General features: G+C 35.6%; 20 protein-coding genes and 1 tRNA gene. 6 read left to right on the top strand and 15 right to left on the bottom strand.

What is annotated here, in order from left to right; genetic code table 11:
- Positions 1 to 5 precede the first annotated feature (5 nt).
- The 3 genes from QM424_RS01920 to QM424_RS01930 are packed head-to-tail and all read left to right on the top strand — an operon-like array spanning position 6 to position 2,154.
- Positions 6 to 611: an NADPH-dependent FMN reductase gene (locus tag QM424_RS01920; protein WP_020900666.1), complete on the top strand. Its 606-nt coding sequence runs from the start codon at positions 6 to 8 to the stop codon at positions 609 to 611.
- A gap of 18 nt (positions 612 to 629) precedes the next feature.
- Complete coding sequence (locus tag QM424_RS01925; RefSeq protein ID WP_414392760.1) at positions 630 to 1,865, top strand: NAD(P)H-dependent oxidoreductase; 1,236 nt, start codon at positions 630 to 632, stop codon at positions 1,863 to 1,865.
- Positions 1,813 to 2,154 (top strand): solute carrier family 23 protein, encoded by a 342-nt coding sequence (locus QM424_RS01930; protein ID WP_268931156.1) that lies wholly within the window; start codon positions 1,813 to 1,815, stop codon positions 2,152 to 2,154. The genes QM424_RS01925 and QM424_RS01930 overlap by 53 nt, the downstream gene beginning before the upstream one ends.
- 292 nt (positions 2,155 to 2,446) lie before the next feature.
- On the opposite strand, the gene ffh is transcribed toward QM424_RS01930, so the two are convergent.
- The 6 genes from ffh to QM424_RS01960 all read right to left on the bottom strand — a co-directional run bounded on the left by ffh (position 2,447) and on the right by QM424_RS01960 (position 11,916).
- Positions 2,447 to 4,018, bottom strand: a complete 1,572-nt coding sequence (gene ffh, locus QM424_RS01935; protein WP_000863612.1) for a signal recognition particle protein — start codon at positions 4,016 to 4,018, stop codon at positions 2,447 to 2,449.
- Between the two features lie 11 nt (positions 4,019 to 4,029).
- Positions 4,030 to 4,362, bottom strand: coding sequence for a putative DNA-binding protein (locus QM424_RS01940; RefSeq protein WP_000402066.1), 333 nt, complete (start codon positions 4,360 to 4,362; stop codon positions 4,030 to 4,032).
- Between the two features lie 129 nt (positions 4,363 to 4,491).
- Positions 4,492 to 7,089 (bottom strand): TrlF family AAA-like ATPase, encoded by a 2,598-nt coding sequence (locus tag QM424_RS01945; RefSeq protein ID WP_414392761.1) that lies wholly within the window; start codon positions 7,087 to 7,089, stop codon positions 4,492 to 4,494.
- A gap of 68 nt (positions 7,090 to 7,157) precedes the next feature.
- Positions 7,158 to 9,170: an AlwI family type II restriction endonuclease gene (locus QM424_RS01950; RefSeq protein WP_414392762.1), complete on the bottom strand. Its 2,013-nt coding sequence runs from the start codon at positions 9,168 to 9,170 to the stop codon at positions 7,158 to 7,160.
- Complete coding sequence (locus QM424_RS01955; protein ID WP_414392763.1) at positions 9,167 to 11,317, bottom strand: Dam family site-specific DNA-(adenine-N6)-methyltransferase; 2,151 nt, start codon at positions 11,315 to 11,317, stop codon at positions 9,167 to 9,169. Before QM424_RS01955 ends, QM424_RS01950 begins: the two co-directional genes overlap by 4 nt.
- Before the next feature lie 221 nt (positions 11,318 to 11,538).
- Positions 11,539 to 11,916, bottom strand: a complete 378-nt coding sequence (locus tag QM424_RS01960; protein WP_077805034.1) for a YwiB family protein — start codon at positions 11,914 to 11,916, stop codon at positions 11,539 to 11,541.
- Positions 11,917 to 11,987: 71 nt separating this feature from the next.
- Here QM424_RS01960 and QM424_RS01965 point away from each other — a divergent pair, with 71 nt between their 5' ends.
- Positions 11,988 to 13,292, top strand: coding sequence for an HD domain-containing protein (locus QM424_RS01965; protein WP_414392764.1), 1,305 nt, complete (start codon positions 11,988 to 11,990; stop codon positions 13,290 to 13,292).
- Between the two features lie 12 nt (positions 13,293 to 13,304).
- A complete protein-coding gene (gene yidA / locus QM424_RS01970) occupies positions 13,305 to 14,111 on the top strand; it encodes a sugar-phosphatase (RefSeq protein ID WP_049521599.1) in 807 nt (268 codons plus the stop codon).
- 236 nt (positions 14,112 to 14,347) lie between these two features.
- On the opposite strand, the gene QM424_RS01975 is transcribed toward yidA, so the two are convergent.
- The 9 genes from QM424_RS01975 to QM424_RS02015 all read right to left on the bottom strand — a co-directional run bounded on the left by QM424_RS01975 (position 14,348) and on the right by QM424_RS02015 (position 19,279).
- Positions 14,348 to 14,833: an MFS transporter gene (locus QM424_RS01975; RefSeq protein WP_414392765.1), complete on the bottom strand. Its 486-nt coding sequence runs from the start codon at positions 14,831 to 14,833 to the stop codon at positions 14,348 to 14,350.
- A complete protein-coding gene (locus QM424_RS01980; protein WP_001003838.1) occupies positions 14,830 to 15,387 on the bottom strand; it encodes a CYTH domain-containing protein in 558 nt (185 codons plus the stop codon). Before QM424_RS01980 ends, QM424_RS01975 begins: the two co-directional genes overlap by 4 nt.
- 233 nt (positions 15,388 to 15,620) lie before the next feature.
- A complete protein-coding gene (locus QM424_RS01985) occupies positions 15,621 to 16,487 on the bottom strand; it encodes a helix-turn-helix domain-containing protein (RefSeq protein ID WP_414392766.1) in 867 nt (288 codons plus the stop codon).
- 693 nt (positions 16,488 to 17,180) lie between these two features.
- Positions 17,181 to 17,252: transfer RNA gene (locus QM424_RS01990), tRNA-Arg, on the bottom strand.
- A gap of 42 nt (positions 17,253 to 17,294) precedes the next feature.
- A complete protein-coding gene (gene rplS / locus QM424_RS01995) occupies positions 17,295 to 17,642 on the bottom strand; it encodes a 50S ribosomal protein L19 (protein WP_001068669.1) in 348 nt (115 codons plus the stop codon).
- Between the two features lie 118 nt (positions 17,643 to 17,760).
- Positions 17,761 to 18,090 (bottom strand): fluoride efflux transporter CrcB, encoded by a 330-nt coding sequence (gene crcB, locus QM424_RS02000; protein ID WP_414392767.1) that lies wholly within the window; start codon positions 18,088 to 18,090, stop codon positions 17,761 to 17,763.
- Complete coding sequence (gene crcB / locus QM424_RS02005) at positions 18,084 to 18,458, bottom strand: fluoride efflux transporter CrcB (protein WP_414392768.1); 375 nt, start codon at positions 18,456 to 18,458, stop codon at positions 18,084 to 18,086. Before crcB (QM424_RS02005) ends, crcB (QM424_RS02000) begins: the two co-directional genes overlap by 7 nt.
- Complete coding sequence (locus tag QM424_RS02010) at positions 18,455 to 18,721, bottom strand: chorismate mutase (protein WP_020902342.1); 267 nt, start codon at positions 18,719 to 18,721, stop codon at positions 18,455 to 18,457. Before QM424_RS02010 ends, crcB (QM424_RS02005) begins: the two co-directional genes overlap by 4 nt.
- A 114-nt stretch (positions 18,722 to 18,835) precedes the next feature.
- Complete coding sequence (locus tag QM424_RS02015) at positions 18,836 to 19,279, bottom strand: flavodoxin (RefSeq protein WP_001162125.1); 444 nt, start codon at positions 19,277 to 19,279, stop codon at positions 18,836 to 18,838.
- Positions 19,280 to 19,382: 103 nt separating this feature from the next.
- On the opposite strand from QM424_RS02015, the gene QM424_RS02020 reads away from it, so the two are divergent.
- Complete coding sequence (locus QM424_RS02020) at positions 19,383 to 20,318, top strand: DHH family phosphoesterase (protein ID WP_414392769.1); 936 nt, start codon at positions 19,383 to 19,385, stop codon at positions 20,316 to 20,318.
- The last annotated feature ends 83 nt before the right edge of the window (positions 20,319 to 20,401 follow it).

Below are 20,401 nucleotides of genomic sequence, written 5' to 3' on the forward strand. Positions count from 1 at the left end.
ATCTCATGTTAAAACTTATTGCTATTGTTGGAACAAATTCAAAACGTTCTACAAACCGTCAATTGCTTCAATACATGCAAAAACACTTTGCTGATAAAGCTGAAATTGAACTTGTTGAAATCAAGGATATCCCTGTCTTTAACAAGCCGGCTGACAAGCAAGTACCTGCTGAAATTTTGGAAATTGCTGCTAAAATCGAAGAGGCAGATGGCGTTATTATCGGTACTCCTGAGTATGACCACTCTATCCCAGCTGTTTTGATGAGCGCTCTTGCTTGGTTGTCTTATGGTATTTACCCACTTTTGAACAAACCAATCATGATTACAGGTGCTTCTTACGGTACACTTGGTTCATCACGCGCCCAATTACAACTTCGCCAAATCTTAAACGCACCAGAAATCAAAGCAAGTGTCCTTCCTGATGAATTCTTGCTTTCACATTCTCTTCAAGCCTTTAATCCAAGTGGAGATCTAGTCGATCTTGATGTTATTAAAAAACTGGATGCCACTTTTGACGACTTCCGTATCTTTGTAAAAATTACAGAAAAATTGCGCAACGCACAAGCCCTACTTCGCAAAGATGCTGAAGAATTTGACTGGGAAAATTTGTAAGATAGGAGACCAAAAAGAATGAAATTTGTTGGACTTGTAGGATCAAACTACGATCAATCATATAACCGTAAACTCTTGGAATTCATCCGTCGTCACTTCAAACTCAAATTTGAATTAGAAGTTCTCGAAATTGACGAAGTTCCAATGTTCAACCAAGACGAAAAATGGGACGAAAGCTTCCAATTGCGTCTCTTGTATAACAGAATTACGCGTGCTGATGGTGTCATTATCGCTACTCCTGAGCACAACCATACAATCTCAGCTTCTCTAAAATCTGTTTTTGAATGGCTTTCATACGAAGTTCATCCATTCGAAAACAAACCAGTCATGATTGTGGGAGCTTCTTACTACGACCAAGGTACTTCTCGTGCCCAAGTTCACCTTCGTAAGATTCTTGACGCTCCAGGTGTTAATGCCTATACGCTTCCAGGTAACGAATTCCTTCTTGGTAAAGCCAAAGAAGCATTTGACGCAGAGGGCAATATCACAAACGAAGGAACTATTAATTTCCTTGAAACATGCTTGGACAACTTTGTAAAATATGTGGGAGTCGTTTCAAAATTGAAAAAACCAAAACCAATTGCACCAGAAGATTTATATTGTACAAATTCAATTGCAACTACCATTCAAGGTGTTGATCCAGACGATCCTGAATGGGTAGAAAAAGCAGCTGAACTTGTTGGAGCTGTTTCTGGAGATACTTACGTTAAATTAGACCACGGTATCTTGACAGTTAACCAAATTGACATGTTCTTGAAAGCAATGCCATTTGAATTGACATTTGCAGATGATAATAACCAGTTCTTGTACTTTAATAACGCACACCAAGATCCAAATACAATGTTTGGTAAACGTGTACGTGCTCAATCAGGAAACCGTCTAGGAACTGTACACGGTTCATTGCCAGATTCTAGAATGAAAAACGTTGAATGGGTTGTCGGCGTATTGCGTAATGGGGACCAAGAATATGTCCGTACAATTGTGCCAGGAACACCAGAAGGCGTTATTAATACCCATAATTACCAAGCAATGTACTATCCAGATGGTTCATATGCTGGAATCAATGAAATCATCTTTAATTTCCAACCATGGCTTGACTGGTACCTTAATACAACTGGTCAACGTCTAGTTGGTGGAAATGCAGCTCCTGCCGGAGGACACGGTGGCGCAGATGCCACATCTGGAGCTTCTGATTCAGGTGATGCTGGAGGCCACGGTGGTGGCGCAGACGCTACATCTGGCGCAAGTAATTAATAATTTTAGGAACCATTTTGGTTCCTTTTTTGGCTCTTTGTCAACTGTACTTGGTGGGATGTCAATCCTTCTCTATGGTGTTATCGCAAGTAATGGTTTGAAAGTCTTGATCAAAGAACGTGTAGACTTCAGTCAAATGCGTAACCTAATCATCGCAAGTGCTATGTTGGTACTGGGACTTGGAGGAGCTATCCTTAAACTCGGTCCAGTTACCCTTTCAGGAACTGCCCTATCAGCCATGACAGGAATCATCTTGAACTTAATCTTGCCATACGAAAATAAAGACTAATACTCTTCGAAAATCTCTTCAAACCACGTCAACGTCTCCTTGTCGTAGATATATGTTACTGACTTCGTCAGTTCTATCTGCAACCTCAAAACAGTGTTTTGAGCTGACTTCGTCAGTCTTATCTACAACCTCAAAGCAGTGATTTGACCAACCTGCGGCTAGTTTCCTAGTTTACTCTTTAATTTTCATTGAGTATAAGAGTCTAAACACATCAAAAAACGAGCATTTCCAATTACGGAAGTGCTCGTTTTTCTTCTTTCTAAAAAAGGAAACCCCTGCGCCTTCCTTTGTCTTACTTGCGTTTCTTCTTCGCTTTTTTCATTTTGTTAGCCATGCGTTTCATAGACTGTTTCATGGCAAATTCACCGATTTTACCTTTTAGTCCACCACCAAACATCTGGCTCATATCTGGCATTCCTGCTCCTCCGAGAGCTGAAAGGTCAGGCATACCGCCTTGTCCCATCATTCCTTCAAGGGCAGACATATCCATTCCTCCCATATTTGGCATATTTTTAGGAAGGTTGTTTGGATTGATTCCCATTTGCTTCATCATTTTGTTCATATCTCCAGACATGACTCCCTGCATAAGCTGTTTAGCTTGGTTAAAGTCTTTGATGAATTTATTAACTTCGACAAATGTATTTCCAGAACCAGCTGCGATACGACGTCGACGGCTTGGATTTAGCAAATCTGGGTTTTCACGTTCTTCAGGTGTCATGGAAGACACAATGGCACGCTTACGAGCAATCTGACGCTCATCTACCTTCATGTTTTGAAGGGCTGGATTGTTAGCCATACCTGGAATCATCTTGAGCAAGTCTTCCATTGGCCCCATGTTTTGCACCTGATCCAACTGATCAATGAAATCATTGAAATCAAAGGTGTTTTCACGCATCTTCTCAGCCATTTCAAGGGCTTTTTGCTCATCGTATTCTTGAGAAGCTTTCTCAATCAAAGTGAGCATATCCCCCATACCAAGAATACGGCTTGACATACGGTCTGGGTGGAAGGTTTCAATGTCCGTAATCTTTTCACCTGTACCAGTGAACTTGATTGGTTTACCAGTAATGTGACGAACAGACAGAGCCGCACCACCACGAGTATCCCCATCAATCTTAGTAAGGATAACCCCAGTCACTTCCAACTGAGCATTAAACTCACGCGCAACATTGGCCGCTTCTTGACCAATCATGGCATCAACGACGAGCAGAATTTCATTTGGTTGAGCTAGTGCTTTCACGTCACGAAGCTCATTCATCAAAAGCTCATCAATCTGCAAACGACCTGCCGTATCAATCAAGACATAGTCATTATGATTAGCTTGGGCTTGTTCCAAACCTTGACGTACAATCTCCACAGCTGGAACCTCTGTTCCAAGAGCGAAGACAGGCACATCAATCTGTTGTCCCAAGGTCTTAAGCTGATCAATAGCAGCAGGGCGATAAATATCCGCCGCAATCATCAAGGGACGGGCATTTTCTTCTTTCTTGAGTTTGTTAGCCAATTTACCTGCAAAGGTTGTTTTACCAGCCCCCTGCAAACCAACCATCATGATGATGGTAGGAATCTTAGGTGACTTGATAATTTCTGCCGTATCAGAACCTAAAACAGCTGTCAATTCCTCATCAACGATTTTAATAATTTGTTGCGCAGGATTAAGGGTATCAATGACCTCATGCCCGACTGCACGCTCACGAACTTTCTTGATAAAGTCCTTCACAACAGGCAAGGCAACATCGGCCTCAAGCAAGGCCAAGCGAATCTCTTTGGTTGCTTCTTGGACATCAGCCTCAGAGATTTTTCCTTTTTTACGTAAATTTTTAAAGACGTTCTGCAAACGTTCTGTTAAACTTTCAAATGCCATTTTTCTTCCTCTTATTCTCTATTATCAATGCTTGTTAAAATTTCTATCTGCTCCTGCAGAAAGTCATCCTTGGGATAACGCTCCAAAATCTGATCAAAAATTTGACTGCGAACAATGTAGTCCGAGTACATGTGCAATTTCATCTCATAATCTTCCAGAATCTTTTCTGTCCGCTTGATATTATCATAGACAGCCTGACGACTGACACCAAACTCCTCGGCAATTTCAGCAAGGCTGTAATCATCAGCGTAGTAGAGCTCGATATAATTCATTTGCTTATCTGTCAAAAGCGCCGCATAAAATTCAAAGAGCGCATTCATACGATTGGTTTTTTCGATTTCCATAACTTTTATTATACCACACATTACCCGGCAGTCCAATGACCAATCCTAACTCCTTAAAAAGTCTATTTGCTAGAACTAAACATGTGTCTTTTATAAATTAATGCTCTCCATTTTTAATTAATACAATTATTAGCCATTAATACTGTATTTATTTTCCCTCTTAATAAAGGCGTCTTCTCCACCTTCCAAAATATCACATACATGTTTTCTGATACTGTATTTTTGAAGTATAAATTCAGATGTAGAATCGTTATTATGATTCTCTAAAGCACCATTTATATAATCAAATTTTTTACCATTCTGGTTTGGATGGCTATCAGATTGCTGATTAGCTACAATAATATTTTCCGCATCACCGGATACAACTATATTAGGATTGTGAGTAACTATGATTATTTGTCGATTCTTTTTAGTTTTTTTGATGTATTTCGTTAATTCATTATATATTGCCCTATTATCCAAGCTATCTTCGGGCTGGTCAATTAATACGGGGATTTTACTATCTGAAAACTCTAATATTAATTTTAATACAATAAACGCTTTTTTCCCAGGTGACATTTGTTCAAATTTATCACCTTGATATTCAATCTCAAAACTATATTCGTAAAAATTAGTAGTGAAGAAATGTTCAATATGACTGAATTTGTCCCTATTTCCATTAAAGGCAAGACTATCCTCATAAAATACTGAATCGACAACTTCATCAAAAGAATCTATCATTTTTTCTATAAAGTCTTGCTTTGAACGACCTCGAGCGCTCACATAATCAAATTCAGTCTCTAAATCAATTAAAGAGAAATTGACTGAAATCTTTAAATTATCTCCACTATCATCTTCGATTTTGAAATTATTCAACAATTCAGTTCTAATATTAGAGTATTCCTTATATTTTAAAATAATTTCTTCTTGAATTTCTTCTTTTAACTTATTGAAGTTGTCCCTTTGTTTCTCAAATGTCTCAATTTTAGCTAAAACCTCACCTTCATTCTTGATTAAGGAAGTTAATCTCACTATCTCAGAGTTATTTTTCATCGCTTCAACACATTTCTTGTATGTGTCATCATTTTCTATGTCCGAAATTTTATTTTCACTATCTTTAATCAGACTTTCTTTCTCCAATTTTATTACCTTAATTTCATGTTTCTGCTGTGCTCTAACAGAATCATGCAACCGATCTCTAATCTGACCAATTTTAACCCTTAAATCTTGAGACGGAGAAATTGTTTTATTAAAACTTTGAAATTCAAATGTAATTGGAGGGATGCTAGATATATATTGTAAATCAGATTCATGAATCTCTTTTTGTGTTTTCAATAACTGCAATTCTTTGTTTTGATTTTCAAATAAATCTCTTTCTTGTTCCGTTATCTCACTAGCATTTAATAATTCTTTTTTCTTTGTTTCATATATGTCTATTCGATTTTGAGTAGCTTGTTTTTCTGCTTCTGGCTTAATTAGCTCATGAATGTTTTTTTGGTTCTCTTTATAACTATCAAGTAACCCTCTAATTTCAAGGCGTAAAGTAGTGCAATTTTGTTCATATTTCCTTAACTCAGAGTCCATTGCTTTGGATTGAATAATATTTCCTACCAAATCTTTAAGTTTCTTATTGTCTCTGGATAAAGTAAACATGTGTTCTTGAGGTATATACTCTATTTTTCTGGAATTATTTTCTTGCTGATCTTTCCAAATAATGTGAAAATCATCCATATTCTCAAAAGAATATGAACCATTATTCAGCTCTTGTCCTAGCTTTTTAGCTATAGAGTTTAATAGAGTTGATTTACCAGTTGAGCGTCCACCGATAATTGTATTCAGATTTTCGGATAGATAAATATCTTGACCGTTATATAGAATCTTATCAATGACAAGTTCATCCTTTTTGAGAGTTGGTTTTTCTTTCTCAACACTAATACGATATTCTGGTTCATACTTTATTTGTTCCAGACCATCAAAAGTTAAATCTGCTTTTACCCAAGAATATTTACTTCCTATTTGTTCCAAAGAGTGAGAATCTGAGGATTGAAGTAGCGGTCTTACATATGGTGATTTATCAAGCCAAAATTTCCTATCTACCAAAATATTATTGTGTTTACATTTTTTATCTTTACAGGTTGCTGGATTGTCACAACTTGAATGTATTAGAAAGTCTGAATTAACACAGATATTTTCATATACTGCACCATTTTTAGGGTCAGAATCGCTGGTAGCACTACCATGACCTCTTGAAAGAAACCCTGTCAAAAAACGCCCATTTAGCTCTTTATCATTATTTAATACTTTCAATAATTGACTTAAATCAATATTTGCGACATTTTCAATTTCGCTATTTGTTAAAGTATTAAAAGATTTATTAGTGCTACCAATATTAGCCTTTAATTGACCTAATAGATTTTTGATAATAATGTTAGGCAAGTTATTGTCAAAAATTATATGATAATCAAAAAGTTGGTCAGATTTATTTATATATGAAAGCCTAATTTCTAGATTTAAAAAAGTTGCAATTCCTTCTTTATTCAGCCTGTCCTTTAATCTGAAATCATCATCATTAAAGTTAAAATAATTAGTCAATCCAACCGCAGAGATACCTTCATCCTTTATCTTTTGAATGAATTTTTCTACATCTGGACTTCCATCAGACAGTTTATCAAACTGATTATTTAACACTGTATAGGGAGAATGAATATGTAAATCCCATTTTCTAAACTCTGAACCTCTTTGAATCATTGAATATAAACCTTTCTATATCAAATTATCTTATGTAAAACCCTATAATTACTCACATTTCCTACAGGCTAGGCTAAAATTTCAGACACTATCTTTTCACGCCAGCCGTTTTCTATCCTGTGAAGTTCTATATCTGAAAAATCATCTAAATTATCAAAAATTTTCTGCTCACTAACCTCTCTATCCAAAATATTTATAATTTCTGGAATTGTCAAAGCAAAGATATTTAACCCTTTTACACTACCTTTTGTTAATGTGCCATTCAACTGAATAAATGATGTAGCTCTAAAAATATTAACTACATTATCGTCCACTTCATTGGCTACAAATATTGTTTGTAGTGGTTTATTGGTAGATAGTGCTAAATTTACAGAATGACGTATAACTGGCTCTAACTCACCACGCTTTTGAGTTGATTTATCCATTAATGTTGCTTCAAGTAAAAGCATTTTATCGCTATATTCAATCTCGATATCTCCTTTATTACCTCCAGCATGTGATAGCGGTAGGTTATCAGCGGAAAATGTCAACTGCATGGACTTTCTAAGTTGAAACTTCTTATCTGATATATAGTACCATGCAATAGCCAATATATATTCGAAAATAGTAGGAACTAAAGCATTATCCGTAACAAGCTCTTGAACTTTCTTATCATTTCTTTGAGAAATGAAACTCAAAATTTCAGATACTTTAGTGATATCAAATTCTTGTTCAACAAATTTCCTAAATTCTATTTCCTGCGTATCTTCTACAAATTGTTTGATATTTGAAATATCAGGAACGCCGAATTCTTCTGCAATCTGATTTTGTATTTCTGAAACTTGACTATGAGATAAGTCTAAAATATCCGATATACAAGTATCTTGATAGAAAGGACTCTTTATATTATTTTCGTATTCTTCATAACTTTCTTCTCCTGATATATTAAAATTTTCATTTAGTAGAGAAAAAAGTTTAGGAAAAATCCAAGGCTGACCAAGCGATACAACTCCTTGATTAAAACTGATTACTCCAGATAAAGAAAATATTCTTTTACACATATCACTGTATTCTTTAATCAAATCATTATGCTTAGACCATACAAATGAATAATATATATCCAAATATTGACCTGATAGCAATGGATTATCACTGTTTTTAGTTATAAAATCTTGAATAGAATCTTTATTTTTATACTTGAAAACAGCCCTACCATCTCCAAAAGCTTTCTTAATAGCATCTTGTTTAGAAAGACTCATCATTTCTTCAAATGACCGCTCTGTCTTTTCTTCTGTAAATTTTATAATTGAAAGAACAAAACTTTTATATTCTAAACTTTTATTACTATTCTTTCGATTTGGAAAAAGTTTTTTGAAGTTTTCATCCGAAAAATTTTTAATACTAAACATTTTGCGAGCTTCATCCACTCTTTCAGGAATCAATATATGATTAGCGAACTCTTCATCTCTATACTGTTCAAAAGTTTTATTGTTATCATAAACAGATTGGTAATTATCGATAATAACTTTGATTTTTTCTTCTGAAAAGTTTGGCTTAATGCTTTCCACTATCCATAGAAAATCTCTAACAGGAACTTTGCTATATCTGTTCAAAAAAGCAAGAGCAAAACGGAAATTATAGAAGTATTTATCAGAGTTACCATCATATATACGAAGCTTCAATAATTGCCTAAAATAAACAAGATTATCAATTGTTAAACCAAAAAGTTCTTCTAATTTATCAAAAGCTTGCTCTGTTTCAGAAATATAATTCAGCCCAACTTGAGATAATTTTCTATCATAGTTAATAAAACCAATCTTGACAAGAGCATTTGTTAGAGTTCTCCCTCTTTTGTCTAAACCAGTTATTTCATTTCTATTCAAATTCCCAAAAAGATTAATTCCATCCTCTATTTCAGCTTTTGCAAAATCGCTTAAAACTGATAAATAAAAACTTGCTTGACTCTCATTGTTCCATTCCTGATTTGACTGATTATGCTTTTGAAGAGTTTTTAAAATCTGTTTGTAGATAGGGACAACTTCTTTAACACGAATACTCGTATCACCCATATTAAAAATGCTTGTTGACTCTTTTAGCCTCATATATCACCTTTCGAATTATAGTTTGTAATCAAGACTTCAACAGTATTACTCATTTTCGCCTTAGACTGATAATTACTATTATTGTAATGGTAATCTAATACATGTAAATTATACTTTGAAGCCCATTTCATCAATTCTTTATTTTCTTTATTGTTATGAATGACAACATTAGAAAGAGCAAAATAAGCTCCCTTATCGTTTATGCTATCTAAATACTTAAACAAATCCAAATCATCCTTTAATGTCCACGCACCATTTTCATTGTAAGCGGCAGTAGTAATACGATAAGGAGGATCTGCATATACAAAATCTCCTTTATTTACTTGATTCATAGTTTTACGAAAATCACAAGATTGGATAACAAAATTGTAATTTTGTAAACCTCGAATGAACGTAATTAGTTTAGATTTCATATTAGCGTTAAAATCACGCTTACCTACAGGAAGATTGTACTCTCCTTTATTATTAAATCTTATTTGATTGTTAAAACCAAATACAATTAATAGATAAAATAACACTTCCTTATCAAATTTATTATAATTTTTCTTATTGTAGTCTTGACGAAGTTTTAGAAAAGCTTCTTTATTATACGACCCCAGTCCTGTAGAGCTGTTTACACCGTAGTGAGCATAGCTATATTTCTGTGTGTTCGAAAGTTTATAAAATTCTATAGCTTTCTCTACTTTATCCAAAAATACCGTTACATCTTTTTGACTTTCCAAATATTTATAAAAATTAATTACTTCCTCACTTATATCATTGATGATATACTTTTTCGTTTTTGATTTATTAATATTAGCAAGATTAACTGCCACCGTTGCTCCACCAGAGAATAAATCAATAAAATTATTGTAGCTTTCAGGAAAAAGAGGTAATAACTGAGGGAGTAATTTATACTTTCCTCCAGTATAGTTAAGAGCGCTCTTAATTAACTTTTTTTCTTTTTTTTTCTCTGGAGAAATTATGCATAAATATAGCAATTCCTTATGATTTTCAATTTTAGACTTACCAGTTGTGAACGGTGAGAAATCAGTTTCAAATACTTGAACCTTACCTCGTTTTGATAAAATCTCAATTATTTCTTCGTTTGAAATCTTAGCATTTGAACGGGAATTACCTTTTTTATTCATATTGTTATAGCTAACCAATATATACTTAGCATTAATGTTTAGAATTAAATCTTCAAAAGCTTGAGGAGCTTTACTTTTTGTATAATCCGACCCTTTTTCTGAACGATTGACTGCTTTTTTCGCTACACCTTCTACATCTGGTTTTTTCCATTCAGCAATATTTTCTAAAACATGGTAGGCATTTTCATAGCCACGGGAATTATATGGAGTATCAATATAAACAAGATCTGCATAAATTTCTTTAACTAATTTATTGGCATCTTTATTATAAATTTCATTCTGATTGTTTTCATTATACTCAGGGACTCTTAAATATATTTCCTTGCAATAATCCATTTTTTTCCTATAAGCATCATAATGACCTACAGTATTAGCCACTTTATCCATAGCGTACAATAGACTGGTTAGTAACATGAAATACTCTCTCTGATTACCTGATTTATATTTTTCAATTTCTTCACGAATTGAGTCAATCTTTCCAGCATTTTCTTCAGAAAAGTAAGCACCACCAAAATTCTTAGAAACATAGCCTTTTTTAGGGGATAAATTATTTAATTCATCAATTATATGAGAAACTTTATGAATATCTACATCCTCATTCGAAAACCAAGTTTGAAAGGAAACAAAGTTGCTATAGAGTATATCATTCACTATAACTTTTTTATTCTGTTTTCTAAATAAGTCTGCAACAACACCTGTTCCACCAAATATATCCGCCACACTATCGATACTTCCAGTATTTTCTGATACTGTCTTTAATATGAAATCAAGCATCTTTTGTTTACTTCCAAGATAGCGGCGATTTCCTATTTTTAATGTCTCTTTATTTGAAACATAATATTTTGCAGGAATTTCTTCTGAAATCACTCTCACAATCTCTTTTTCATTTTCTTCTTCCCATTCATAAGCAGAACGATTATTTTTTCGAGGTTGAGAAATTATTCCTTTTTGCATCCAATTATTCAATGTCTGTCTTGTTATACCATATTTATCGGCAATTTCTTGTGTTTTCAGCATCTAGGCATCCATCTCCTTTTACAGTAATGAGTATACCATATTTGAGAGGATTATCCAACCAATAGTCTTAGGTAAAATAAAGAAAAAGAGACTAGTACAAAACTAATCTCTGTGTACATAACAATAAAACTGCTGTATGAAATTTGGATATTATCCCCAATCTACCACATTAGCAGGCTAATCCGAAAAGATAACTAGCAAAATTTGAAAAAGACAAGTGACTAACCCCAAGTAATTTCCAATTGATAGCGGGCAAAGGGTTGCCCCTCTTGATTTTGTAGTTGATAATCTAAATGAATCTTTTGTCCATCAACTTCATAACGGTTCGTTTGGATGATAAACTCCTGCATGCCCATAGGTGTGGGAATATAGGCTAAACTATCACTATCCTTTAAAAAGCGCATAATGGTCTTCGGAGTGGAAAAACGGCTCATCACCAGTTCTTGACTATGAAATTTAATCACTACTTTTTCCTTTTCCTCATTATAGAAAAGCAGGTAGCTATAATCTCCTTTTTCATGCACTTCCACGTCATAAAGCTGGTCAATCACTTCCAACTGCTCATCAAACTGAATCGTATTTCGCATCCGAATCTTCACATCAAGTCCTCTTTCTTGTCTCTTGTCCTACTATTTTACCAAAAACTCTAGCTTTTTGCTATAATGGTCATATGAACGAAAAAGTATTCCGTGACCCAGTTCACAACTACATCCATGTCAATAATCAAATCATCTACGACTTGATTAATACAAAAGAATTTCAGCGTTTGCGTCGTATCAAACAACTGGGAACTTCCAGTTACACCTTCCACGGTGGGGAGCACAGCCGCTTCTCCCACTGTCTAGGAGTCTATGAAATTGCACGACGCATCACAGAGATTTTTGAAGAAAAATATCCTGAAGAATGGAATCCTGCCGAGTCTCTCTTGACCATGACCGCTGCTCTCCTACATGACCTTGGGCATGGTGCTTACTCCCATACTTTTGAACATCTCTTTGATACAGATCATGAGGCCATTACTCAGGAGATTATCCAAAGTCCTGAGACAGAGATTCACCAAGTCCTGCTACAAGTGGCGCCAGATTTTCCAGAAAAGGTTGCCAGTGTCATAGACCATACCTACCCTAACAAGCAGGTTGTGCAACTCATTTCTAGTCAGATTGATGCAGACCGCATGGACTATCTCTTGCGCGACTCCTATTTTACAGGAGCATCCTATGGAGAATTTGACCTGACTCGAATCCTCCGAGTCATTCGCCCTGTCGAAAATGGCATCGCCTTTCAGCGCAATGGCATGCACGCCATCGAAGACTACGTCCTCAGTCGTTACCAGATGTACATGCAGGTTTATTTCCACCCAGCAACACGCGCTATGGAAGTTCTCCTACAGAATCTCCTAAAGCGCGCCAAGGAACTTTATCCAGAAGAAAAAGACTTCTTTGCACGAACTTCTCCACATCTCCTGCCTTTCTTTGAAAAAAATGTGACCTTGTCTGACTATCTGGCTCTGGATGATGGTGTGATGAATACCTATTTCCAACTCTGGATGACCAGTCCTGACAAGATTCTCGCAGATTTGTCGCAACGCTTTGTCAACCGCAAGGTCTTTAAATCCATTACCTTTTCACAAGAGGACCAAGACAAACTTGCTAGCATGAGAAAATTGGTTGAGGACATCGGCTTTGATCCCGACTACTACACTGCTATTCATAAGAACTTCGACCTCCCTTATGATATCTATCGTCCCGAATCTGAAAATCCACGGACACAGATTGAGATTTTACAAAAAAATGGAGAACTGGCCGAACTCTCTAGCCTGTCTCCTATCGTCCAATCCCTTGCTGGTAGTCGTCACGGAGATAATCGTTTTTATTTCCCGAAAGAAATGTTAGACCAAAACAGTATCTTTGCTAGCATTACCCAGCAATTTTTACACTTGATTGAGAACGATCATTTTACCCCAAATAAAAACTAGAAGAGGAAATTTATGAGTATTAAACTAATCGCCGTCGATATTGACGGAACTCTAGTCAACAGCCAAAAGGAAATCACTCCTGAGGTCTTTTCTGCCATCCAAGATGCCAAAGAAGCTGGTGTCAAAGTCGTCATTGCAACTGGCCGCCCCATCGCAGGTGTTGCCAAACTTCTCGACGACTTGCAGTTGAGAGATGAAGGTGACTATGTCGTAACCTTCAACGGTGCCCTTGTCCAAGAAACTGCTACTGGCCATGAGATTATCAGCGAATCCTTGACCTATGAGGATTATCTGGATATGGAATTCCTCAGTCGTAAGCTCGGTGTCCACATGCACGCTATTACCAAGGACGGTATCTACACTGCCAATCGCAATATCGGAAAATACACAGTTCACGAATCAACCCTCGTCAGCATGCCTATCTTCTACCGTACACCTGAAGAAATGGCTGACAAGGAAATCGTCAAGTGTATGTTCATCGATGAGCCTGAGATTCTTGATGCTGCGATTGAAAAGATACCAGCCGAATTTTATGAGCGCTACTCCATCAACAAATCTGCTCCTTTCTACCTCGAACTCCTTAAAAAGAATGTGGATAAAGGTTCAGCCATCACTCACTTAGCTGAAAAACTCGGATTGACCAAAGATGAAACCATGGCTATCGGTGACGAAGAAAACGACCGTGCCATGCTGGAAGTCGTTGGTAACCCCGTTGTCATGGAAAACGGAAATCCAGAAATCAAAAAAATCGCCAAATACATCACTAAATCTAATGATGAATCTGGCGTTGCCCATGCCATCCGTACGTGGGTACTGTAAAATAATTTGAATATAGAAAAAGCACTCCAGAAGTTAGAGATAATGTACTGACCCCAAAAGTTAGACAGAAAAAATCTTACTTTTGGGGTGCAGTTTAAGATTCAGTATTTTTGGTTTCTAGTTCTATCCCCTTAATAATTATTAAATCTGAAAAACATAGTACATTATGTAAAACCTTTTTCAATTTTTTATTTTACTACAAATTAATGTTATTTTTTCTAATGATAATTGATCCACTAATCTTCCTTTATAAATATTGCAGTGCTTTTCTTAATTAGCTTTTTTTCATAACTCTTTATAAGAATAACCAATAAACTACTTAGTAATCCCAAAATAACTAGACTTAATCTCGGGTTTAAAAGCCAATTAAAATAAGCGGCCAATATCCCTCCAAAAGGAGCAAAAATGGTAGCTATTACAAAAGAACTAGAAAATATCTTTCCAATATTATACACAGTACTTTCTTGCTGCTGTATTGTTGTAATCGAAACAGAAGCTATTGTAATTAGTCCACTCAAAATTGAGTAACAAATTCCAAAAAATATCCAATTTTCTACTATTCCACTCGCCATAATGACAAGTGGGATAGTTGCCATTGATATATTCATTAAGATAAAGGTATCCTTCTTATTCAAAAAAGTAGAAAGAAAGGTTACTGCTATCAAACTACCAAATCCAGCAATTGAGTATACAATTCCAACAAGACTATTTGGTAATTTCAATTACGTCCATTTTTTTCTCTCATTAATTGGACATAGCCCTTTGTTTCTATTTTTGAATTTAAAAACGAGAACTCTCCGCACATTTTATCATAAAAATTATTATAATCTTCTTTTGAAAAATCTCCTAAAATCTCTATCTCAAGATAAAATCCAAGACCATCAATCTTATCTAGATTAATCGTTTTATTTTCTAATGCATCATGATAAGTCTTTCTATGTTTACTTATTGTGAAAATATTTGAAAATCCATCTTGCAAGATATTCCTTACAAATTCTAATTTTTCAGATTCCAACTCTATTTCACTTTCACTCCACATTCCTTGTTTTATCGTATCTTTTCTTGTGAAAATACTTGCTCTATTATCATCTTCTTGGCGAATTCTGTAGATAAAGCTACCTACCTCATCATTTTCAAATTCTCTTCCTTTTGTTTTAAAATATTCATCAACTTGCTTATTTTCACTCTTAAATTTATAAGATTTTTCTAAATATGAAATAGCATTATTATAATCTCTCTCATCGTTGAGTTCAAATCTAACTTCTAATTCATTCATTAATTTTACCTCTCAAGTCTTCAAAGGCTGAAGTCTCTTTACATTCACTCAGTCTATAGTAAGTTTCTGGTGATGTTTTATAGACACAAAGCCTAATATTTTCTTGCACTCATTTTAGCACTTCAATATAATACTGTCAACATTTTTGATAATATTTTTTATTTAATTTTATTAAATACATATTTGTATTATTTTAGATTGAAAAAACGATGCTTAATTTAACATCGTCTTTACTATTCTGTTATATCTGCAATGTAATGCTCGATTTTAAGAGCCATTGACATATTTCCCTCAAGCTTATACAGGAAATAAGCCGTTTCAAAGTAATCTTTTACTGCAACTTTAGAAGAAAAATTCTTACTGACATTTCCCATCAATAAATACAAATCAGCCAAAAGATATGTTGTTCTATACGTCTTACATTGCTTTATCGTATCTGTGATTTTAGTAATAGCCTCTTCAGTATTATTCTGCAACCATAGATAGCGACAAACATTATAATTAAATTTAATAGAAAGGTTTAATTCTTCGATTGTGTTTAACTTGAGTTGATTTACTTGACACTCTAACTCTTCTCGAATTTCATTAAAGCTCTCTAAATCTTCAATATCATAATAAAAATTAAATAGAGTATTTGAAACTTGAAGGTAGAACAGGTCAGTTACATTTAACTGAGACAGTACCTTCTCCAATCTTGCCACAGACTCCTCTTTTTGCCCATAGAAATAAAAATCTATAAGAGATTTTATCCACTCCATATAAAACTTATCTACTAGAGACAAGCGATGTACCTTTACACTCTCTAATTCATATATATATTTCAAAGACTCATAATTTCGATTTGTGATAAATGTCTGGGCTAACTTCTTAAACTCTGATAGCTCATCAATCTCCTCTCCAATCTGCTCATTAAAAAAATAATCTATACTAACTTTTAACTTCTTAGACAGAGCATATAAAAAGTCTGCTCCTGGAGTAAATTCTCCATTCTCCAATCGACTAATCTGTCCCTGTTTGCATATCCCCTCAGCCAATTCTCGCTGAGACATTTTTAATTCTTTTCGTCTATTTTTTAATCTTGTTGCTAATAGTGTGCCCACATTTGCATTTTCCTTTTCTATTTGATTTCAATTTCAATTGTAACATGATTAAATTTTAAATACAAATTAACAAACAAAAAGATACAAATTATAGATAAATAATGCCTATGTATGTTATTTTTGAAAACCTATCCCTTCTTCTTTTGAAATTTTCTTACTCAAGCGATTGATAAAACTATTAACGTTAAATGTACTAGATGTTAGACTATCACGTTTAGATTTTGCTATTGATAGATTTAACAGACCAGAAATAGTCTTTTACAACATATCAAATTCAAGGGAATAATAAGGATTTTCCACATTTTTTACGCTCTCTATTTCATAACAATCAATTCATCTTGTCACATACCTTAGCTCGAAAAATCCACACCAAATCTTTTCGAAAGCTGTTTAAAGCTTTGTACTTGCTTTCTTACTTCATAAATCTGAACCTTTACCTCATTTGTCCCAATTCCATAATAAAAATAAGGACATTCTAATAAAGGAAGTCCTTATTTTCTAACTAATAGATGTCAAAGTTACTTTGCTGATCCACTTTATTCGGCTCTATAATCATTGACCAAAATATAATTTTTGGTCATGATTTGGTCAAAAAGACAAAAAATACTAAATTATCTTTAAAAATGAACTTGTGATAGTTGTCTTTAAATAAACATTTTGAATTTTCTTTGTCTTTCTTTACATTTCTAAAAATGCCCCCTGCAGGAATCGAACCTGCAACTACTCCTTAGGAGGGAGTTGTTATATCCATTAAACTAAGGGAGCTAGATAAAAACTCTGCTGAAGAAGCAGAGTTTTTTAGTCGAATTAACGACGGATTTCTTTGATACGAGCTGCTTTACCTTGGAGAGCACGCAAGTAGTACAATTTCGCACGACGTACTTTACCGTAACGAACAACTTCGATTTTCTCAACACGTGGAGTGTGGATTGGGAAGATACGCTCAACACCTACACCGTTAGAGATTTTACGAACTGTGTAGTTTTCTGAGATACCAGCACCTTTACGTGCGATAACAACACCTTCAAAAATCTGGATACGTTCACGGTTACCTTCGACAACTTTCGCGTGTACACGAACAGTGTCACCAGGACGGAATGATGGGATATCAGTACGAAGTTGACCTTCAGTCAAGCTTTGGATTAATGGATTCATTTTATTCTCCTATCTTTGTCAATCTTGAGGATTCTTCCTCAGCGGATAAACTGTATTTTTGTGCGTCCATTACACACAAGATACAGTTTACCAAATTTCCACAAAAAAGTAAAGAAATTTATAGCAGAATTCCTAAAAAAATCGCTACTAAACCACCTAGGTAGGTTAAGGCTAGGTAGCTATAAAATACCTTCTTATCACTTAACAGTCTTTGGAGTTCGTCATTCAAGGTCGAAAAAGTTGTCAAACCTCCACAAAATCCTGTTGCCAGAATAGCATAAACTTCCTTAGACTCAACATGATTATAGAATAATCCAATCAAAAAACAACCCAAAAGATTGGCTATAAGCGTTCCGAGTGGCAATTCAGAGGCTTGATTATAGCGGGAAAAGAAATACCGTACTAGGGCTCCGCAGCCACAAGCAATTGCAAGATAGACGATTACCATTTTTTCCTCCCCAAATAGTAAGCCAAGAGCAGGCCTCCACCGATACTCAAAAGTAAATACAGAATCAAACTCAGATAGCGCCCTGTATCAAGCAGTTTTATAGCATCAAGCATTAGACTCGAAAAGGTTGTCAAACCTCCGCAAAAACCTGTACCCAGTGCTAAAACCAAACCCTTACTAGTTCCCTTATAGAGCAGATAGCCCTTGACAAGATAAACCAAGCAGAAAATGCCAAGATAGTTGACAAAGAGAGTGCCCCAAGGGAAATCTGGACTGGCTGGTAACCAAGTAGAAACCAGGTAGCGAACCAATCCGCCCACCATGGCAGCTAGAAAAATTCCTAGCGAATAAAATTGTTCTTTTTTCATTTGATGTTTTGATCCTGATAATCACGCGAACGTTTGAGTATGTCCGAAAAAGTCGCTACAATAGTCTCCTGATAGCGCTTGTCCTCTACACGACTCCTAACCTTTTCAAAGATAATTGCTTCTCTCTTGGTATCTAAAATCGGTTTACCTGATGCTTTCTTATAAGCAACTACACCCTCAACCAAATGCATTCGTTCTTCTAACAATTTGACAATTTGATCGTCGATTTGATCAATTTCTTGACGAATAATATCTAAATCCATACAGTCTCCTCCTTTATTTGAATTATTGTATCAAAAAGCCACCAAATAGGCTAGTAAAATCTCAACTCACGATAAAAAAATGCACTGATTGATTACATCAGCGCACTTTTATACTTATCCTACTTTAGCAGCCAATTCTTCTGCGAATTGTTCCAAGCGTTCAATATCTTCTTCCTCGGCAGAAAGATCAACTTTAACACACTCTGAACCTTTCTCTGCTCCTGTCGCTACAAAAACGCGGTCAAAGTCATCGACAGCCTTACAGAATTCATCGTAGAAGGTATCTCCTGATCCGACCACTCCGTAGATTTTGCCATTCAAGTTGAGGTCAGCTAGGTCTTCGTAGAAGTCCATCATCTCATCTGGCAATTCTCCATCACCATAAGTATAGGTCGCAACGATAGCGATGTCTGCTTCCAAGAAGTCTGAAGCGTCAACAGTTGTACATTCATCAACATCGACATCCAAGCCCAAGTCACGTAATTTGTCTGCTACAATATCTGCAATTTCTTCGGTATTACCGGTCATACTGGCAAATACAATTTTTGCTAATGCCATATCGTCCTCCTCAATTTATCTTTCTCCATTATATCACATCTTTTTCATTTTAAAAATAAAAATTCTTGTGCTACAATGAAATGAGAAAGAATTGAGGTTATTTATGGACATTTGCCATCAAATTTTAGAAAAAATTAAAGAATACGACACCATTATCATTCATCGTCATATGAAACCAGACCCTGATGCCTTGGGAAGTCAGGTGGGATTGAAAGCTCTTCTCAAACATCATTTCCCAGAAAAAACCATCAAAGCCGTTGGTTTTGATGAACCAACTCTTACTTGGATGGCTAAAATGGATTCTGTTGAAGATAGTGCCTACCAAGGCGCCCTTGTCATCGTCTGTGATACGGCCAATACTGCCCGCATCGATGATAAGCGCTATAGTCAAGGTGATTTTCTCATTAAGATTGACCACCATCCAAATGATGATGTATACGGTGACCTGTCTTGGGTCGATACTAGTTCAAGTAGCGCTAGCGAGATGATTACCCTATTTGCTGAAACAAGCCAACTGGCCTTGTCAGATCGTGCTGCTGAGTTGCTCTTTGCAGGAATTGTTGGTGATACAGGTCGCTTCCTCTACCCTTCTACCACTGCACGCACCCTCCGCCTGGCTGCCTCTCTGAGAGAACAGAACTTTGACTTTGCGGCTCTCACTCGCAAAATGGACACTATGAGCTACAAAATTGCGAAACTTCAAGGCTACATCTACGACCATCTGGAAGTGGATGACAATGGTGCCGCTCGCGTTATCCTGAGTCAAGAAGTCTTGAAACAATTCAATGTGACCGATGCTGAAACTGCAGCTATTGTGGGGGCACCTGGACGCATTGACAGTGTGAGTCTCTGGGGAATTTTTGTAGAGCAAGCTGATGGCCACTACCGTGTTCGATTACGCAGTAAAATCCATCCTATCAATGAAATTGCCAAGGAACATGATGGCGGAGGCCACCCCCTAGCAAGCGGTGCTAATTCCTATAGCCTAGAGGAAAACGAAATCATCTACCAAAAGTTAAAAAACTTGCTTAAAAACTGATAAAATACTTGCCAAACTTTTCAGAATCTGATAGACTAGTATGGTAACAATCTATGGCTCGCAAAGAGACCATGGCAGAAAGG

This window comes from Streptococcus mitis (assembly GCF_047464945.1).
In the GTDB taxonomy this organism is placed as follows: Bacteria; Bacillota; Bacilli; order Lactobacillales; family Streptococcaceae; genus Streptococcus; species Streptococcus mitis_EA.

Bases quoted from the DNA above. Each gene is read 5' to 3' on its own strand.
- ffh (WP_000863612.1), bottom strand. From the start codon at position 4,018: ATGGCATTTGAAAGTTTAACAGAACGTTTGCAGAACGTCTTTAAAAAT.
- QM424_RS01950 (WP_414392762.1), bottom strand. From the start codon at position 9,170: ATGAGGCTAAAAGAGTCAACAAGCATTTTTAATATGGGTGATACGAGT.
- crcB (WP_414392768.1), bottom strand. From the start codon at position 18,458: ATGAAAAAAGAACAATTTTATTCGCTAGGAATTTTTCTAGCTGCCATG.
- yidA (WP_049521599.1), top strand. From the start codon at position 13,305: ATGAGTATTAAACTAATCGCCGTCGATATTGACGGAACTCTAGTCAAC.
- QM424_RS01940 (WP_000402066.1), bottom strand. From the start codon at position 4,362: ATGGAAATCGAAAAAACCAATCGTATGAATGCGCTCTTTGAATTTTAT.
- QM424_RS01955 (WP_414392763.1), bottom strand. From the start codon at position 11,317: ATGCTGAAAACACAAGAAATTGCCGATAAATATGGTATAACAAGACAG.
- QM424_RS01965 (WP_414392764.1), top strand. From the start codon at position 11,988: ATGAACGAAAAAGTATTCCGTGACCCAGTTCACAACTACATCCATGTC.
- crcB (WP_414392767.1), bottom strand. From the start codon at position 18,090: ATGGTAATCGTCTATCTTGCAATTGCTTGTGGCTGCGGAGCCCTAGTA.
- QM424_RS01945 (WP_414392761.1), bottom strand. From the start codon at position 7,089: ATGATTCAAAGAGGTTCAGAGTTTAGAAAATGGGATTTACATATTCAT.
- QM424_RS01980 (WP_001003838.1), bottom strand. From the start codon at position 15,387: ATGAATGAATTAGAAGTTAGATTTGAACTCAACGATGAGAGAGATTAT.
- QM424_RS01920 (WP_020900666.1), top strand. From the start codon at position 6: ATGTTAAAACTTATTGCTATTGTTGGAACAAATTCAAAACGTTCTACA.
- QM424_RS02020 (WP_414392769.1), top strand. From the start codon at position 19,383: ATGGACATTTGCCATCAAATTTTAGAAAAAATTAAAGAATACGACACC.
- QM424_RS02015 (WP_001162125.1), bottom strand. From the start codon at position 19,279: ATGGCATTAGCAAAAATTGTATTTGCCAGTATGACCGGTAATACCGAA.
- QM424_RS01930 (WP_268931156.1), top strand. From the start codon at position 1,813: ATGCTGGAGGCCACGGTGGTGGCGCAGACGCTACATCTGGCGCAAGTA.
- QM424_RS02010 (WP_020902342.1), bottom strand. From the start codon at position 18,721: ATGGATTTAGATATTATTCGTCAAGAAATTGATCAAATCGACGATCAA.
- QM424_RS01925 (WP_414392760.1), top strand. From the start codon at position 630: ATGAAATTTGTTGGACTTGTAGGATCAAACTACGATCAATCATATAAC.
- rplS (WP_001068669.1), bottom strand. From the start codon at position 17,642: ATGAATCCATTAATCCAAAGCTTGACTGAAGGTCAACTTCGTACTGAT.